Origin of the sequence: Bacillus sp. FSL M8-0063, assembly GCF_038005545.1 — a bacterium.
Taxonomy (GTDB): Bacteria; Bacillota; Bacilli; order Bacillales; family Bacillaceae_G; genus Bacillus_A; species Bacillus_A wiedmannii.
This window is the reverse complement of sequence record NZ_JBBOTJ010000001.1, coordinates 3,467,502-3,486,209: the sequence shown is the minus strand read 5'-3', so window position 1 is coordinate 3,486,209 and position 18,708 is coordinate 3,467,502. Positions and strand designations below refer to the sequence as shown.

At 36.7% G+C, this 18,708-nt stretch carries 15 protein-coding genes; all 15 read left to right on the top strand.

Translation table 11 applies throughout. The annotated features are described in order from the left end of the window. Positions 1–35 precede the first annotated feature (35 nt). The 15 genes from rsmH (at position 36) to sigE (ending at position 18,582) form a co-directional block, all read left to right on the top strand. Entirely contained in the window at positions 36–968 is a 933-nt protein-coding gene (gene rsmH / locus MKX31_RS17520) for a 16S rRNA (cytosine(1402)-N(4))-methyltransferase RsmH (protein WP_000472512.1), read from the top strand. Between the two features lie 15 nt (positions 969–983). Beyond that, complete coding sequence (ftsL, locus tag MKX31_RS17515; RefSeq protein WP_000067081.1) at positions 984–1,346, top strand: cell division protein FtsL; 363 nt, start codon at positions 984–986, stop codon at positions 1,344–1,346. 21 nt (positions 1,347–1,367) lie between these two features. Continuing rightward, positions 1,368–3,518 (top strand): penicillin-binding protein, encoded by a 2,151-nt coding sequence (locus tag MKX31_RS17510; protein ID WP_103654906.1) that lies wholly within the window; start codon positions 1,368–1,370, stop codon positions 3,516–3,518. Between the two features lie 81 nt (positions 3,519–3,599). Further along, positions 3,600–5,516: a stage V sporulation protein D gene (locus tag MKX31_RS17505; RefSeq protein ID WP_064474968.1), complete on the top strand. Its 1,917-nt coding sequence runs from the start codon at positions 3,600–3,602 to the stop codon at positions 5,514–5,516. A 207-nt stretch (positions 5,517–5,723) separates the two neighbouring features. Further along, positions 5,724–7,199, top strand: coding sequence for a UDP-N-acetylmuramoyl-L-alanyl-D-glutamate--2,6-diaminopimelate ligase (gene murE, locus MKX31_RS17500; protein WP_098101661.1), 1,476 nt, complete (start codon positions 5,724–5,726; stop codon positions 7,197–7,199). Positions 7,200–7,221: 22 nt separating this feature from the next. After that, a complete protein-coding gene (mraY, locus tag MKX31_RS17495) occupies positions 7,222–8,196 on the top strand; it encodes a phospho-N-acetylmuramoyl-pentapeptide-transferase (RefSeq protein ID WP_000893058.1) in 975 nt (324 codons plus the stop codon). Next, positions 8,197–9,549 carry a UDP-N-acetylmuramoyl-L-alanine--D-glutamate ligase gene (gene murD / locus MKX31_RS17490; RefSeq protein ID WP_064474970.1) on the top strand — a complete coding sequence of 451 codons (1,353 nt, stop codon included), beginning with the start codon at positions 8,197–8,199 and terminating at the stop codon, positions 9,547–9,549. Positions 9,550–9,639: 90 nt separating this feature from the next. After that, positions 9,640–10,731, top strand: a complete 1,092-nt coding sequence (gene spoVE, locus MKX31_RS17485) for a stage V sporulation protein E (RefSeq protein ID WP_000753517.1) — start codon at positions 9,640–9,642, stop codon at positions 10,729–10,731. A 104-nt stretch (positions 10,732–10,835) separates the two neighbouring features. Beyond that, the gene (gene murG, locus MKX31_RS17480; protein ID WP_064474971.1) at positions 10,836–11,930 is read left to right on the top strand and encodes an undecaprenyldiphospho-muramoylpentapeptide beta-N-acetylglucosaminyltransferase; all 1,095 of its coding nucleotides are present in this window, start codon (positions 10,836–10,838) and stop codon (positions 11,928–11,930) included. 61 nt (positions 11,931–11,991) lie between these two features. Next, on the top strand, positions 11,992–12,897 hold the full coding sequence (gene murB, locus MKX31_RS17475; RefSeq protein WP_000437052.1) for a UDP-N-acetylmuramate dehydrogenase: 906 nt from the start codon (positions 11,992–11,994) through the stop codon (positions 12,895–12,897). Positions 12,898–12,995: 98 nt separating this feature from the next. After that, positions 12,996–13,766, top strand: coding sequence for a cell division protein DivIB (divIB, locus tag MKX31_RS17470; protein ID WP_016086556.1), 771 nt, complete (start codon positions 12,996–12,998; stop codon positions 13,764–13,766). Between the two features lie 400 nt (positions 13,767–14,166). Further along, on the top strand, positions 14,167–15,474 hold the full coding sequence (ftsA, locus tag MKX31_RS17465; protein WP_001087544.1) for a cell division protein FtsA: 1,308 nt from the start codon (positions 14,167–14,169) through the stop codon (positions 15,472–15,474). 39 nt (positions 15,475–15,513) lie between these two features. Further along, positions 15,514–16,668 carry a cell division protein FtsZ gene (ftsZ, locus tag MKX31_RS17460; protein WP_000888983.1) on the top strand — a complete coding sequence of 385 codons (1,155 nt, stop codon included), beginning with the start codon at positions 15,514–15,516 and terminating at the stop codon, positions 16,666–16,668. A gap of 257 nt (positions 16,669–16,925) precedes the next feature. Further along, positions 16,926–17,843, top strand: a complete 918-nt coding sequence (spoIIGA, locus tag MKX31_RS17455; RefSeq protein ID WP_048563202.1) for a sigma-E processing peptidase SpoIIGA — start codon at positions 16,926–16,928, stop codon at positions 17,841–17,843. Positions 17,844–17,862: 19 nt separating this feature from the next. Then, positions 17,863–18,582: an RNA polymerase sporulation sigma factor SigE gene (gene sigE, locus MKX31_RS17450; RefSeq protein WP_000976947.1), complete on the top strand. Its 720-nt coding sequence runs from the start codon at positions 17,863–17,865 to the stop codon at positions 18,580–18,582. Positions 18,583–18,708 lie beyond the last annotated feature (126 nt).

Below are 18,708 nucleotides of genomic sequence, written 5' to 3'. Positions count from 1 at the left end.
CAACATAATTAATTGGAAAAAGAGTAGGTGCAACAATGTTTAAACACGTAACAGTACTTTTGAAGGAAACAGTAGACGGCTTAGATATAAAGCCAGGTGGTACATATGTAGATTGTACACTGGGGGGAGGAGGACATAGTTCTTATTTATTATCCCAATTAACTGAAGGTGGAAGATTAATCGCGTTTGATCAAGATGAGATAGCGATTCAAAATGCGAAAGAAAGATTCTCTTCATACGGTGAGCAGTTCATAACAGTAAAGAGTAATTTCCGTTATTTATCTGAAAAACTACAGGAATTAGGTATAACAGAAGTAGATGGTATTTTATTTGATTTAGGTGTTTCATCCCCACAATTAGATACACCAGAGCGTGGCTTTAGTTATCATCATGATGCACCGTTAGATATGCGGATGGATCAAGATGCCCCATTAACAGCATATGATGTTGTAAATAGCTGGTCATATGAGCAACTTGTAAGAATTTTCTTCCAGTATGGTGAAGAGAAATTTTCAAAACAAATAGTAAGGAAAATTGAAGCGTATCGTGAGAATAAAGCTATTGAAACGACAGGAGAATTAGTAGAACTAATTAAAGAGGGTATTCCAGCTCCTGCTCGTAGAACGGGTGGACATCCTGCGAAGCGAGTGTTCCAAGCAATCCGTATTGCGGTAAATGATGAATTGAAAGTGTTTGAAGAAGCGTTGGAATCTGCAATTGAGATGGTCAAGCCGGGTGGAAGAGTTAGTGTTATAACATTCCATTCTTTAGAAGACCGTATTTGTAAAACGACGTTTAAGCGAAATAGTACAACGCCACAATTGCCACCAGGATTACCGATTATTCCTGATGAATTTAAGCCGAAATTAAAGCTTATTACAAGAAAACCGATTTTACCTTCTGATATAGAGTTAGAAGAAAATAATCGAGCGCGTTCTGCGAAATTGAGAATCGCTGAAAAACGATAAAAAGGGGAGAGAGGTATGAGTAACTTAGCTGTAAAGTACAAACAACAAGCGCAAGAAGAGGTACAGATTCAAACGCCCCCACAGCAGATGGTTCAGCCAAAAGCTAAAGCGAAGATTACAAGAATCGAAAAACTGTTGTATGTAGCATTTATTGGCTTTTTATTGTATGCCTGTGTAGCGTTTATTGGAAATAAAGCAGGCCTTTATCAAGTTAATGTAGAAGCAGCGACGATAGAACAAAAAATTGTACAGCAGCAAAAAGAAAATCAAGAGTTACAGGCTGAAGTAGAGAAGTTAAGTCGCTATGAACGAATCGCTGAAGTTGCAAAAAAACACGGGCTAGAAATTAATGCGAATAATGTGAAGGGCCTCAAATAAGGCAATAGGTGTGAAGGGAAAATGAAGAGAAATATGACTAAATTTCATACCAATAAGGGAGCAGGGTATTTTATGATTTTATTCCTCCTGCTCTTTTTGCTATTGTTAGCCCGATTTTTTTACATACAAGCGACAGGAACAGTGCATAATCAGGATTTGGATAAACTTGCTCAGCAAAAACATAGTAAAAAAGGAGTTCTAGAAGCAAATCGCGGGACGATTTATGATCAAAACGGTCATGTGTTAGCGCAAGATGCAAACTCTTATAAACTTGTAGCGGAACTAAAAGGTGCGAATCATGTTGAAAATAAAGAGGATACTGCAAAGAAAATTGCGGGAGTACTCGGAAAAGATGAAGAGAAGATTTTAGCCACGTTAAATAAAAAAGATAAAAGTCAAGTCGAATTTGGAACACTAGGTAAAGATTTGACGAAAGAACAGAAGGAACAAATAGAAGCATTGAAATTGCCAGGCATATCTTTTATTACTGAAAATGCAAGAGTGTATCCGAACGGTGATTTTGCATCTTACGTTATAGGGCATGCTAAACCGAATGAAGAGGGAACGTCGGTAGGGCAATTTGGTATAGAAAAAAGTTTAGATAAATATTTAAGTGCTTCTAACGGGAAAGTATCTTATACAGGTGATCGTAAAGGAGTGTCTCTTGACGGTGGGAAAGTGAACGTAGAGGCACCTAAAAACGGAGATAACGCGTATTTAACGATAGATCAACGTATTCAAAGTTATTTAGAAGATGCGATGAAAGCTGCAAGTAAGCATTATGAACCAGAAAATTTAATAGGGATTGTTGCGGACCCAAAAACAGGGAAAATATTAGCGATGTCTAGTAAACCTAGTTATGATCCAAATGATCGCCAAATTGAATATTTCTTCAATGATGCAATTGCAAATGCATTTGAACCGGGATCAACAATGAAAATTTTCACGCTAGCGGCAGCGATTAATGAAGGTGTGTATAAAGGACAAGATTATTATCAGTCTGGTACATACCAAGTCGGAAACCGAAAAATAAAAGATCATAACGGCGGTGCTGGATGGGGATCTATCACATTTGATGAAGGGGTAGAGCGCTCTTCCAACGTAGCGTTTGCAATTTTAGGGGATCAAAAACTTGGCCCAGAACGATTCCGAAAATATATTCATAGTTTTGGATTAGATGAAAAAACGAACATTGATTTACCTGGTGAAGGTTCAAATACCATTGTATTCGATCAGCAAATACAGCAAGTAACAACAGCTTTTGGACAAGGTTCTACTGTAACGCCAATACAGCTTGTACAAGCTGCAACTGCTATTGCAAATGATGGGAAAATGATGAAGCCTTATACAATTGATAAAATTGTAGATCCAATAACAGGCGAAGTAAAATTAGAACATAAGCCAGAGGAAGTGGGAAAACCTGTTACGAAAGAAACAGCAGCGCAAGTAAGACAGTTATTAGAACGCGTTGTTACATCGCCGAAAGGAACAGGAACTGCTTATAAAGTTGATGGGTATTCAGTTGGTGGTAAAACAGGGACAGCGCAAATTCCGGATGGAAAAGGTGGCTATATGACAGGAAGAGAGAATTACATATTCTCATTCTTAGGGATGGCACCTATGGACGATCCGCAACTTGTTGTATATGTAGCTGTAAAACAGCCGAAATTGAAAGATGATGAGAATGGCGCACAGCCTTTAGCTGATATTTTTAAATATGTAACCAAAAATAGTTTAGAGTATTTAAAGATTAAGCCAAATGAAATAAAAGACCCGAAAAAATATGTGAAAGAACAACAAACTGTCGTTCCGGATATAACAGGGAAAACGATGGAAGAAGCGAAAAAAGCAATTGATAAAGCAAAACTTCGTCCAATCGTATTAGGCGAAGGAAAAGTGCAGCAGCAAGTGCCAAAAGCAACTGAGCAAACATTAAAAGGTGACCGAGTCTTCTTAGTAGGAGATAAACCTACAATGCCAAATATACAAGGTTGGGCACTGCGTGATGTTATGAATTTAGCAAAAACATTAAAGCTTAACCTAAAACCTACTGGTACGGGATACGTAACCGAACAAAGTGTGCCAGAAGGAACATTGTTGCAACCTGGTACAGAGCTAGGTGTAACACTTGTACCGCCACTTGAACCACAACAAGAAGCAGAAAAACCGTAATGGTAAAAGAGAAGAAGTTCTAATTAAATAAGTACAAGCATATATTGGAACAAGCTAGGCGTAAGGGAGGCTTGTTCCAATATGCGTGTATCAAATGTAACAGTTAGAAAACGACTTATTTTTATACTCATATCAGGTATACTTATTTTCACTATCATCGATATTCGTCTTGGATATGTGCAATTTTTTCTTGGCAATATGTTAACGGATCGTGCGAAGGATTCATGGAGTCGTAATATTACTTTTGAACCTGAACGTGGGAAGATTTTAGATCGAAATGGTGTGGAACTTGCTACGAATAAAAGTGCTCCAACTGTCTTTGTTGTACCGAGGCAAATTGAAAAACCAGCAGAGACTGCAGAGAAGTTAGCTGCAGTATTAGGTGTGGAAAAAGATGAGATTTATAAGAGAATTACAAAAAAAGAATCGATTGTAAGGTTAGATAAAGGCGGAAGAAAAATATCACATGATAAAGCGAAAGAGGTACGAGGATTAAGTTTGAAAGGTGTTTATATCGCAGAGGACTCTATCCGGTACTATCCATTTGGCAACTTTTTATCACACGTATTAGGGTTTGCTGGTAGTGATAACCAAGGTCTTATGGGACTAGAAAAATATTATGATAAAGAGCTAAATGGTGATGAAGGACATGTGCGTTTTTTTGCAGATGCAAAAGGACAAAGGATGCCTAATGTTGGCGATGATTTCAAAAAACCAGAAGCTGGTTTGAATTTAGGCTTAACAATTGACGCACGTATTAATAGAATTATGGAAAGAGAAATGAATATTGCGGAGTCGACATATAATCCAGATGGTATGATTGCGATTGCAATGAATCCGAAAAATGGTGAAATTTTAGGTATGTCGAGTCGGCCGAGCTTTGATCCAGCAGATTTTCAAAGTGTTTCTCCAGAAGTGTATAATAGAAATTTACCTGTATGGAGTACGTATGAGCCTGGTTCAACATTTAAGATCATTACGTTAGCCGCAGCCTTGAATGAAAATTTAGTAGACTTAGAGAAAGATACGTTTTATGATGATGGAGCAGCTGAAGTGGGTGGAGCTAGATTGAAATGCTGGAAAGCGGGAGGCCATGGTAGCCAAACGTTTTTAGAAGTAGTTCAAAACTCTTGTAACCCAGGATTTATCGAACTTGGTGATCGTCTTGGTAAAGACCGATTGTTTAAATATATTCGTAATTTCGGCTTTGGACAGAAAACCGGAATTGATTTGCAAGGTGAAGGTAGTGGGATTTTATTTAATTTAGATAAAGTTGGTCCAGTCGAGCAAGCAACTACTTCATTTGGTCAAGGAGTTTCTGTAACACCAATTCAACAAGTAGCAGCAGTAGCAGCGGCTGTAAATGGTGGGACATTGTATCAACCGTATATAGCTAAGGAGTTTATTGATCCGAAAAATAATCAAGTTGTAAGTAAAAAGACACCTGTGGAAAAAAGAAAAGTTATTTCCAAGGAAACTTCAGAAAAAGTTCGGTATGCATTAGAGAATGTTGTAGCAAAGGGATCTGGTAAAGGTGCTTTCATTGATGGGTATCGTGTAGGTGGAAAAACAGGTACGGCTCAAAAGGTGAAAGATGGTAAATATTTAGAGAATAATTATATAGTATCTTTTATCGGTTTTGCTCCAGCAGATGATCCGGAAATTGTTGTCTATGTTGCTGTTGATAATCCGAAAGGTGTAACGCAATTTGGTGGAGTAGTAGCAGCTCCAATTGTTGGGAATATTCTTCGGGATGCACTTCCTGTTATGGGAGTGAAACCGAGACAAGAACAAGTTGAGAGAGAATATAAATGGGGCGATACACCAACTGTGGAAGTTCCGAATTTAATTGGTATGAAAAAGAAAGACTTACAGACACAACTCGTCGATTTGAAGCTTGATATAAGTGGAGACGGGGAGAAAGTAATTAAACAATCGCCAGAAGCAGGAGCTAAAGTGAAAGAAGGCTCAAAAATTAGAATTTACTTCGGGAATTAAAGGTAACCTAGTACGTTTTATGGTACAATTGGTGGAAGTGAGTTCTTTATAGAAGAGTTACTTAATTTGAGGCTGTAAGAGCCTCAATTATAAATAGGTCTATTTATTAGACACAGTAGCACTTACCTCCTATTTTATATAATTAGGAGGTAACGTGTTGCTTATTAAAAAAGAGATAAATACACAATGTAGAGAGGGTTTAGTGAAATGAAGTTGCATACACTTTTATCATGTTTGCATGATTTTCCAGTTGTTCCAAAAGAAAATCCAGAAATCACATCTATAGAAGCTGATTCACGTAAAGTGAAAGAGGGAAGCTTATTTGTATGTATGAAAGGATATACGGTTGATAGCCATGATTTTGCTAAGCAAGCAGCGGCACAAGGAGCGGCTGCTATTGTTGCGGAAAGACCAATTGATGTTGACGTTCCAGTTGTACTTGTGAAAAACACTTTTCGTTCGTTAGCGGTTTTAGCTGATTATTTTTATGGTCAACCAACACACAAGTTACATTTAATCGGAATTACAGGTACAAATGGAAAGACAACAACATCGCATATTATGGATGAGATTATGCGCGCACATGGTCATAAAACAGGGCTAATTGGAACGATTAATATGAAAATCGGTGATGAAACATTTGAGGTGAAAAATACAACACCAGATGCACTAACACTTCAACACACATTTTCAAAAATGGTTGAGCACGGTGTAGATAGTACAGTAATGGAAGTTTCGTCACATGCTTTAGATCTTGGTCGTGTACACGGATGTGATTACGATGTAGCAGTGTTTACAAATTTAACACAAGATCATTTAGACTATCATAAAACGATGGAAGAATATAAACATGCAAAAGGGTTGCTATTTGCACAACTTGGCAATAGTTATAATCATAATCGTGAAAAGTACGCGGTACTGAATAACGATGATGCTGTAACTGCGGAATATATGAGAAGTACTGCGGCAACTGTTGTAACGTATGGAATTGATACAACAAGTGATATTATGGCCAAAGATATCGTTATGACGAGTGGTGGAACTACATTTACGCTTGTAACACCGTATGAAAGTGTAAATGTTACGATGAAATTGATTGGGAAATTTAATGTATATAACGTACTAGCGGCAACAGCGGCAGGACTTGTTTCTGGTGTAAGTTTAGAAACGGTTATTGATGTAATAAAGCAACTAGCTGGAGTTCCAGGACGTTTTGAAGTAGTTGATGGTGGACAAAATTATACAGTTATTGTGGATTATGCACATACACCAGATAGCTTAGAAAATGTATTAAAAACAGCAAAACAGTTTGCAAAAGGCGATGTATATTGTATCGTCGGTTGTGGCGGAGATAGAGATCGAACAAAGAGACCAATCATGGCAAGTGTTGCAACAAAATATGCAACTCATGCAATTTACACTTCAGATAATCCAAGAAGTGAAGAGCCAGGGGCTATTTTAGATGATATGGTGCAAGGTGCAAATGGGAATAATTATGAAGTAATTATTGATAGAAAAGAAGCGATATACCATGCAATTACTAATGCGAAAGCTGAAGATATCATCATTATTGCTGGTAAGGGTCATGAAACGTATCAAATTATTGGTAAAGAAGTTCATCATTTTGACGATCGTGAAGTCGCTAAAGAAGCAATTACAGAGCGTTTAAACAACGAAGAGTAACAACGTGAGAGGAGGACTACATGTGCTTGAGCAAGGTTTATTAGTAACGGCTGGGGTAGCATTCTTAATTTCTGTTGCCCTTTCGCCATTATTTATTCCATTTTTAAGGAAATTAAAGTTCGGACAGAGTATTCGTGATGAGGGACCAAAGTCACATCAAAAAAAATCAGGGACACCTACAATGGGTGGTATTGTCATATATGTATCGATGATGGTAACTTCACTTATTATGGCGATTAAGTTTAATCATTTAGGTGCAGAGGTTTCGTTATTATTATTAGTGACATTTGGTTACGGATTGATTGGATTTTTAGATGACTACATAAAGGTAGTTAAGAAGAGAAATCTTGGTTTAACATCAAAACAAAAATTAGTAGGTCAGCTTGTTATTGCTATTGCGTTCTTTTTAATTGGAAAAGGGCAAGCGTTCCACACATACATCATGATTCCGGGAACAGATGTTAAGTTTGAATTAGGTTGGGCATATTTTGTACTTGTATTATTTATGCTTATTGGTGGATCAAATGCAGTTAACTTAACTGACGGTTTAGATGGTTTATTATCAGGAACAGCTGCTATTGCATTTGGAGCGTTTAGTATTATTGCAGTAGCGCAAGAGCAATTTGGAGTAGCGATATTCTGTATGGCAGTTGTAGGAGCTGTACTTGGATTTTTAGTATTCAATGCAAATCCAGCGAAAGTGTTTATGGGAGATACAGGTTCCTTAGCTTTAGGTGGAGCCATTGCAGCTGTAGCGATTTTATTAAAACAAGAATTGCTACTTGTAATCATTGGTGGAGTATTCGTAATGGAGACTTTATCTGTTATTATTCAGGTCATTTCTTTTAAAACAACAGGAAAACGTGTCTTTAAAATGAGTCCATTACACCATCATTATGAATTATGTGGTTGGTCAGAGTGGCGTGTTGTTGTGACATTTTGGTCTGTAGGATTTTTATTAGCTGTGTTAGGAATTTATATCGGGGTGTGGATGTAATTGAAAACTGTAACTGAATTTCAAAATAAAAATATTCTTGTATTAGGCATTGCAAAAAGTGGTTATGCAGCAGCTACGCTGTTACAAAAATTAGGGGCAAATGTTATTGTAAATGACGGAAAGCCTTTAGCGGATAATGTACTTGCTGCAGAATTACAAGCAAAAGGAATGGACGTTGTATGCGGTGGTCATCCTTTAGAATTGTTAGAGAGAAATATCTCTCTTGTTGTAAAAAATCCAGGAATCCCGTATTCTAATCCAATATTAGTTGCTGCGAAAGAAAAGCAAATTCCAATTGTTACGGAAGTTGAATTAGCATATCGTATTTCAGAAGCGCCATTTGTTGGGATTACAGGGTCTAACGGTAAAACGACGACGACAATGATTACATTTGAAATGCTAAAAGAAGGACAAAAGCATCCTGTAATTGCAGGGAACATAGGAACTGTAGCGTGTGAAGTAGCACAGGATGCAAAAGAAAATGAAGTTGTAGTTACAGAACTTTCATCGTTCCAACTGATGGGAGTAGAATTGTTCCAACCTAAAATTGCTGCATTTTTAAATTTATTTGAGGCCCACTTAGATTATCACGGGACGAAGAAGGAATATGGTTTAGCAAAAGCAAATATTTTTAAAAACCAAACAGAAAATGATTATAGTGTAATAAATGCAGATGATGCGGATGTGATGGCTTTATCTGCTTATAGTAAAGGGCAAAAAGTACTATTCTCGACAACGAAAGAAATTGAAGATGGTGCGTGTATAAAAGAGAATGCTCTTTGTTTTAAAGGTGAAAAAGTTGTTGAAATAGGCGATATCGTTTTACCTGGTCAACATAATTTAGAAAATATTTTAGCAGCGATGAGTATCGCAAAATTATTGGGTGTTTCTAATGAAGCGATTACGGCGGTGTTAAAACGTTTTACAGGTGTAAAACATCGTTTAGAATATGTAACAACTATTAACAATCGTAAGGTTTATAATGACTCAAAAGCAACGAATATGTTAGCGACTGAGAAAGCTTTATCTGCGTTTACACAACCGATTGTGTTATTAGCAGGTGGACTTGATCGTGGAAATGAATTCGATGATTTAATTCCGTATTTCAAAAATGTAAAAGCAATTGTGACATTTGGACAAACAGCTCAAAAATTAGTAAGAGCTGCAGAAAAAGCGGGATTAGATGCAATTGAAAGTGTAGATACTTTAGATGAAGCGGTAGTGAAAGCTTATGCTCATTCTACAGATGGTGATGTAATTCTTCTTTCTCCAGCATGTGCAAGCTGGGATCAATTTAAAACATTTGAAGAAAGAGGAGACATTTTTATACAAGCTGTGCATAAACTTATATAAAGTAAATCAAAACATCAGTAGGCTAACACCTACTGATGTTTTGTTACATAGGGCAAAAGTTTCTGCCTAAAGAGGTGGTGTTTATGGGTAATGAAGAAAACGCCTGATTTTATTCTCATCATCGTTACACTTGCGTTGTTAACAATCGGAATGGTTATGGTGTATAGTGCGAGTGCGGTTTGGGCCTCTTATAAAATGGGGGACTCATTCTTTTTTGCAAAAAGGCAATTGCTATTTGCAAGTATCGGTGTAGTGGCTATGTTTTTAATTATGAAAATTGATTATTGGGTGTGGCGTACGTATTCAAAAGTAATTTTGCTAGTTTGCTTCATTCTTCTTATTCTTGTTCTTGTTCCTGGGGTAGGACTTGTTCGAGGAGGAGCGCGAAGTTGGATTGGAATCGGGGCATTTTCCATTCAACCGTCAGAATTTATGAAGTTTGCGATGATTATTTTCTTAGCAAAATTTTTAGCGGAACGACAAAAATTAATTACCTCTTTTAAACGTGGTTTACTACCAGCTCTTAGTTTTGTATTTCTTGCTTTTGGGATGATTATGTTACAGCCAGATCTTGGCACAGGAACGGTAATGGTTGGGACATGTATTATTATGATATTTATCTCGGGAGCAAGGGTCTTTCACTTTGCAATGTTTGGTTTGCTTGGTGTAGCAGGATTTGTAGGGCTAATTGCATCAGCACCGTATCGAATGAAACGTATTACATCATATTTAGATCCGTGGTCAGATCCGCTTGGAAGTGGATTTCAAATTATTCAATCGTTACTCGCAATTGGACCAGGTGGATTATTCGGGCTTGGACTTGGACAAAGTAGACAAAAGTTTCTTTATTTACCTGAACCGCAAACAGACTTTATATTTGCGATCTTATCCGAGGAATTAGGTTTTATTGGTGGTTCATTTGTGTTATTATTATTTAGTCTATTATTATGGCGTGGGATTCGTATAGCTTTAGGAGCGCCAGATTTATATGGTACGTTTTTAGCAGTAGGTATTGTGGCGATGATTGCGATTCAAGTAATGATTAATGTTGGTGTTGTAACAGGATTGATGCCTGTAACAGGTATTACTTTGCCGTTTTTAAGTTATGGTGGATCAAGTTTGACATTAATGTTAATGGCAGTAGGTGTATTATTAAATATAAGTCGCCATTCTCGCTACTAAACCCTGTTTTATAAGACAGGGTTTTTCGTATGTGCGCGAAGAAACATGATGTATATAGAAATAAATACGACTGAAATAAGAAAAGAGAAGCGGAGGAGTTAGTAGTGCGTGTATTAGTAAGTGGTGGGGGCACTGGAGGTCATATTTATCCGGCTCTTGCTCTAATAAGAGAAATAAAAAAATTAAATCCGGAAGCAAGGTTTTTATATATTGGTACGGAGAGTGGATTAGAGAGCACAATCGTTCCAAAAGCAGGCATACCGTTTCAATCTATTGTTATAAGTGGATTTAAGCGTAAAATATCGTTAGATAACGTGAAAACGGTGATGCGTTTCCTAAAGGGTGTACAAGATAGTAAACGATATATTCGTCGTTTTAATCCGGATATTGTAATTGGAACGGGTGGATATGTATGTGGACCAGTTGTATATGCTGCAGCAAAATTAGGTATTCCAACCATTGTACATGAACAAAATAGTGTACCTGGTGTAACGAATAAATTTTTAAGCCGCTATGTTGATAAAGTTGCGGTTTGTTTTGAAGCGGCTATAGAACATTTTCCACAGTCAAAAGTGGTGATGACAGGAAATCCAAGAGCATCAGAAGTAATGGATCAGAATGGAATGAAAGGAAAACGTTCAGTAGGTTTATCTCTTCCTAAAAAATCGGTACTTATTTTTGGTGGAAGTCGTGGGGCTAGACCGATTAATGATGCTTTCGTAGAGGCAATTGAACAGTTTGGAAATAAAAGTTACGAAATATTGTATGTAACAGGTGAAGTTCATTATGATAAAGTGATGGAAGCAGTGAAGCAAAAAGGGAATCCGAATAATGTTATTATTAAACCTTTCATTCATAATATGCCAGAGGTACTTACAGGTGTAGATCTTGTTGTTTCAAGAGCGGGGGCAACAACACTTGCAGAATTAACCGCGTTAGGTAAGCCAAGTGTGTTAATACCGAGTCCTTACGTAACAAATAACCATCAGGAAAAGAATGCACGTTCTGTTGTCGATAAAGGAGCAGCAAAAATGTTGCTTGAAAAAGATTTAACAGCAGAAACGCTTATTCGTGATATTGATGAGATTTTATTAGATGCACAAACATTACAAAATATGAAGCTGGCTGCGGGGCAATTAGGTATTCCAGATGCAGCAAATAAGCTGTATGAAGTAATGAATAAGCTTGTAAAAAAATAACGTTAGGTGAACGCCCTGCATACTACTGTAATAAGGATACTTAGTATGGGGGAGATTGTTTATGGAGCAATTAGTAAATGAGCTTATAGAAGCAAATGTTGGTCGCGTGTTAGTGAATGAAGCGTTAGCGCGTTATACCACTATGAAAATAGGTGGACCAGCTGATATTTTAATTGTGCCAAAGCATGTTGCCAGTATTGAAAAAACGTTGCAGTTAGTAAAAAAATATAAAACCAAGTGGACTGTAATTGGTCGGGGTTCGAACCTTCTTGTATCTGATCTAGGTATAGAAGGTGTCGTTATTCGTTTAGGAGAAGGATTAGACCACTTAGAAGTCGAAAAACATAGAGTAAGAGTTGGTGGTGGGTATCCCCTTATTAAATTATCAACTTTACTTAGTCGTCAAGGGTTATCCGGCCTGGAATTTGCCAGTGGTATTCCAGGAAGTGTTGGTGGTGCAGTGTATATGAATGCAGGAGCACATAAATCGGATATATCAAACATATTATCAAAAGCTCTTATTTTGTTTGAAAACGGAACAATTGATTGGTTAACACATGAAGAAATGGAGTTTTCCTATCGTACTTCTGTATTGCAAACGAAACGTCCTGGTATTGTTTTGGAAGCTGAGTTTCAATTGCAGGTAGGAGAGCGTGAGGGAATCGTAAGCGTCATGCAAAAGAATAAAGACTACCGCCGTGAAACACAGCCGTGGAATCATCCTTGTGCAGGAAGCATATTTCGGAATCCAATCCCATACTTTGCAGGAGACTTAATAGAAAAGGCGGGGCTTCGTGGTTATCAAATAGGCGGAGCTCAAATTTCTGAAATGCATGGGAATTTTATTATTAATACTGGGGGAGCCAGTGCGCAAGATGTCTTATCTTTAATTGCATTAATAAAACAAACAATCAAGGATAAATTTGGCGTAGAAATGCATACAGAAGTAGAAATCATTGGAAGATAACGGTTATTCGTTCCGCTCATTATCATTTATGTTATAATAAGAAGATAAGAACGGCATGAGGAACATGCCGTTTTTTATGTTACGTAGGGGGATCGTACATGAAAAATAGTAAAGTGATTAAACTACAGGATCGTGTACCAAAGTTAAAAAATCAACAGAAGAAAAACAAGAAAAATGTTAATCATCGGTTGATTCTATACATATCAATTTTATTTTTATTAGTGCTCTTTTTAATTTATTTTCGGTCTCCGCTAAGCAATATCAAAAAGATAAGTGTGTTTGGAAATCATTATATGACAGATGAACAAGTGATGAAGGAATCAGGTGTGACGTATGATACAAGTTATTTCCGAGTGACAGCACATAAAGCAGAAGAAAACCTAACGAAACGAAAAGAAATTAAAGCGGTAAATGTAAAAAAACGTTTTCCAAATAAAATTGATGTTCATATTGAAGAATATGTAACGATTGGTTATATAAACAAAGATGGGAAATTACAACCGTTACTAGAGAACGGGAAAACACTTGATGTACTTCCGAACGGAAAACTTCCTGTTGCAGCGCCAATTTTTGAACCTTTTAAAGAGGAGAAAATGAAGGAGTTAATTGCTGAGCTTGAAAAATTAACACCAACGATTTTAAGGTCTATTTCTGAAATCCGTTATTCACCGACGAATGCGAATGAAGATCACCTTACTTTATATATGAACGAAGGGTACGAAGTGAGCACTACGATTCAAAATTTCGCAAAGCGTATGGAAGCTTATCCGCTTATCTTAAAAACAATTGAGCCGGGTAAAAAGGTATTAATTGATTTAGAAGTAGGGGCATATACGAAAGAATTAGGAGCGGAAGAAAAAAAAGAATAGAACGATAGTTTTTACTACGTTCCTGTAGAAAAAACGAAACGAATGTTCTGTTGAATGCATCTGAATTTACAAGAATGGTTCATTTGATGAAAAAGATGTAAAAATTCTTAGATTCATACTAGGATTGGTACAAGTTTCACTTTTCTATGAGTACATCTTAGTGTAGACTTATACTTGGCGGTAATCTTTACACTTGAAATAGAATTATTTCAAGATAAGCAGTTATTCACAGTTTACTGCGATATTCTTAAATGAATGTTAAATAAAAATAAGAAAAATATAGGGTTAAAAAAGGGAAACGTATAAAGACGTTGAATATTTTTCTTATAAATAGTAAAGTTGCGATTGTTGTTCCATATATTGAGTTGTATGGTATAAATAAAGAAGGAGGTGCCAAAGAATGAACAGCAATGAAATATATGTTAGTCTTGACATCGGTACATCCAATGTTAAAGTCATCATTGGTGAAATGGTTAATGACAGCTTAAACATTATTGGTGTTGGAAATGTAAAATCAAATGGTTTAAAGAAGGGATCGATAGTTGATATAGACGAGACTGTTCGATCAATTAAAAAAGCAATTGAACAAGCTGAGCGCATGGTGGGAATCCACATTGAGCAAGTTGTAGTAGGCGTCAATGCAAACCAGGTACAACTACTTCCTTGTCACGGAGTAGTCGCTGTTTCAAATGAAGATCGTGAAATCGGGAATGAAGATGTCTTACGCGTTCTAGATGCAGCACAAGTTGTGTCAATTGCTCCAGAACGTGAGTTTATTGATGTGGTACCTCGACAGTTCATCGTAGACGGTCTTGACGAGATTAACGATCCACGCGGGATGATCGGTGTAAGATTAGAAATGGAAGGTACACTTATAACAGGCTCGAGAACTTTACTACATAACCTACTTCGTTGTGTAGAAAAAGCAGGTCTTGAAATAGTTGATATTTGTCTTCAACCTTTAGCGGCTGCAACAGTTGCTATATCTTCAGATGAAAAACATAGAGGAGTAGCCCTTGTTGATATGGGGGGAGGATCTACAACCTTATCTATTTTTAAAGATGGAGAGTTACAAGCAACGAGCGTATTACCGTTAGGTGGAGACCATATAACGAAGGATATTGCGATTGGGTTGAAAACTTCAACAGAAAATGCAGATCAAATTAAGTTGAAATATGGACATGCTTTTTATGATACAGCATCTGAAGAAGAGATGTTTACGGTTCCTATTATGGGAAGCGATCAAACAGAACAATATTCTCAGTTGGAATTATCGGATATAATAGAGGCTCGTGTAGAGGAAATTTTAATGTTTGTTCAAGATGAAGTGCGTAAATTAGGAGTAAAGCAAGTAGCTTCTGGCTATGTACTAACTGGTGGAATTGCTTCTATGCCGGGTGTTCTTGATCTTGCATATGATATTTTACATGAAAATGTTCGTATAGCGACTCCTGATTATATTGGTGTGCGTGAGCCCCAATATACAAGTGGAGTAGGATTAATTAAACATTCTTATCAAAAAGCTAAATTACGTGGGAAAAATGTGCAGGAAAAGCAAGAACATTTTGAACCAGTACCAGCACCAGCACCAACGCCGGTACAACAGCAACCTGCGAAACAAAAAACTCGTAATCAAAACAATAATAATCAAAATGATGACCGTATGATGTCAAAAGTAAAACGTGTATTCCGTTATTTATGGGATTAAAATTGGACACGAAAAATGAGGTTCTAGGGGGATTTCGACATGTTAGAGTTTGATACTACTCAAGATCAATTAGCGAATATAAAAGTTATCGGTGTCGGCGGTGGCGGAAACAATGCTGTAAACCGTATGATTGAACACGGTGTACAAGGTGTAGACTTTATCGCTGTGAATACTGATGCACAAGCATTAAATCTATCAAAAGCTGAAACAAAAATGCAAATTGGTGGAAAATTAACACGTGGACTTGGTGCAGGTGCAAACCCTGAAGTAGGGAAAAAAGCTGCAGAAGAAAGTAAAGAACAGATCCAAGAAGCACTTCGTGGTGCAGATATGGTCTTCGTAACTGCTGGTATGGGCGGCGGAACTGGAACTGGTGCAGCTCCAGTTGTTGCTCAAGTTGCAAAAGAATTAGGTGCATTAACAGTTGGTGTTGTGACACGTCCATTTACATTTGAAGGACGTAAGCGTGCAACACAAGCAGCATCTGGTATTGCGGCATTTAAAGAAAATGTAGATACACTTATTGTAATTCCAAACGATCGCTTATTAGAGATTGTTGATAAAAATACGCCGATGTTAGAAGCATTCCGTGAAGCAGATAACGTATTACGTCAAGGTGTTCAAGGTATTTCTGATTTAATTGCAACACCAGGTTTAATTAACTTAGACTTCGCAGACGTAAAGACAATTATGTCTAATAGAGGTTCTGCTTTAATGGGTATTGGTTCTGGTAATGGAGAAAATCGTGCTGCTGAAGCTGCGAAAAAAGCGATTTCTAGTCCATTATTAGAAACATCTATTGATGGAGCTCAAGGTGTTATCATGAACATTACGGGTGGAGCTAACCTAAGCTTATATGAAGTACAAGAAGCGGCAGACATTGTAGCTTCAGCTTCAGATCCAGAAGTAAATATGATCTTCGGTTCTGTTATTAATGAAGGATTAAAAGATGATATCGTTGTAACTGTAATTGCAACTGGTTTTGATGATAGTGCTTCGACGCAGCCACCAAAACCAATTATCCGTCCGACTGCGAATCACACGCAACAACAGCAACAGCAAGTAGCTCAACCTTCAAAACAACGTGAAGTTAAGCGTGAAATGAAACGTGAAGAGCCGGTTGTGCATGAGCGTCATACAGATTCAGATGACATCGATATTCCAGCATTCTTACGTAACCGTCGTAGACGATAAAAGAAAAGGAGCTTTCATGCTCCTTTTTTGTTTTATACAGGGAAAAGATCTGCTAAGCAGGTCTTTTTTTATTTTATATATTTCGATTTATATGAAAATAAAAAATATAGTATTCTATGAAACTTATACTTTTATTTTTTACCGACAGATTTTGTCTAGAAAACACAAAATAACAAAAAAACACCTCCGCAAATTGACACACTTTCCTATTGGATATGCATTATACTAGTCTCAACTTAAAAAAAGAGGTGAATTGTTTGGTTGTTTACGCCGACGTTGTTTGGTTGTTAAACGCCTGCATTGATTTTCTTTTACTTTTATTAACAGCAACCGTGTTAAAAAAGAAGATCAAAAGATGGAGGCTTGTGTTAGGGGCATTTATAGGTTCAACCATTGTTATTTTTGCCTTTACTCCTTTTGCTTCTATGATGACACATCCAATTATGAAACTACTGTACTCGTTACTTATTGTGTATACAGCATTTGGGTTTACAACGTTTAGAAACTATACACAAACTGTTTTTACTTTTTACTTTGTAACCTTTATGGTTGGCGGAGGGTTAATTGGGACTCATTTCTTTTTGCAAACGAATGAAATGGTAAATGGATTGGTTCAATCTCAATCAATTTCTTACGGTGATCCAATTAGCTGGTTGTTTGTTGTTTTTGGTTTTCCAGTAATTTATTATTTTTCTAAAAAGCGTATTGAAAGCGTAGAGGTTACAAAAATACACTATGATCAAATTGTGAAATTGAAAATTCAATTAGCCGAAGAGGAACTAGAACTCGCAGGTTTAATTGATAGTGGGAACCAACTTTACGACCCGTTAACAAAAACACCCGTTATGATTATGCATATCTCATCATTAGAGCATTGCTTGCCAACTTGGTTAACAGAACAAATTTATTCCAAAACAGAGATTCCTCAAATACCAGAAAATGATTCTGGGTGGGCGACAAAATTACGCTTAATTCCTTTCAGAGCAGTAGGAGTAGAGAATCAATTTTTATGGGCAATTAAGCCAGACAGTGTGCAAATTTATCATGAAGGTAGTTCTATTGTAGTTAGCAAAGTATTGATTGGATTAAATACACAACAGCTGTCAACCAATGGAGAGTATCAATGTATTGTGCATCCGAAAATGTTAATTTCGCAAAAAATGGTCATTGCTTAATAATGAGAGGCGGGATAATATGATGAAATTAAAATTTTATTTAGTATACCTTTGGTATAAAGTATTGCTGAAATTAGGAATTAAGACCGATGAAATTTATTACATTGGTGGAAGTGAAGCGTTGCCACCACCGTTAACGAAAGAAGAAGAGGAAGTTCTTTTGAATAAATTGCCAAAAGGAGATCAGGCAGCAAGATCGTTACTGATTGAACGCAACTTACGGTTAGTTGTATATATAGCAAGAAAGTTTGAAAATACAGGGATAAACATTGAAGATTTGATTAGTATAGGAACAATCGGCCTTATTAAAGCAGTGAATACATTTAATCCAGAAAAGAAGATAAAATTAGCAACATATGCCTCACGTTGTATAGAAAATGAAATTTTAATGCATTTGCGTCGGAATAATAAAAATCGTTCAGAAGTTTCTTTTGACGAACCGCTTAACATCGATTGGGATGGGAATGAACTTTTGTTATCAGATGTATTAGGTACAGATGATGATATTATTACAAAAGATTTAGAAGCTACTGTAGATCGTCATCTTCTAATGAAAGCATTGCATCAATTAAATGATCGTGAAAAACAAATTATGGAACTTCGGTTTGGGCTTGCTGGAGAAGAAGAAAAGACGCAAAAAGATGTGGCGGATATGCTTGGGATTTCACAGTCATACATTTCGCGTTTAGAAAAAAGAATCATAAAAAGATTACGAAAAGAATTTAATAAAATGGTGTAAAGAATAAGACCAGCCGTTATCTAGGCTGGTCTTATTCTCTTTCGTTGTATGAGAAGAGACAACGAAAATGAAAAATGAAGAGAAAACCGCATGCATAAAATCCCCTTCAAAGGAAATACTTTACAC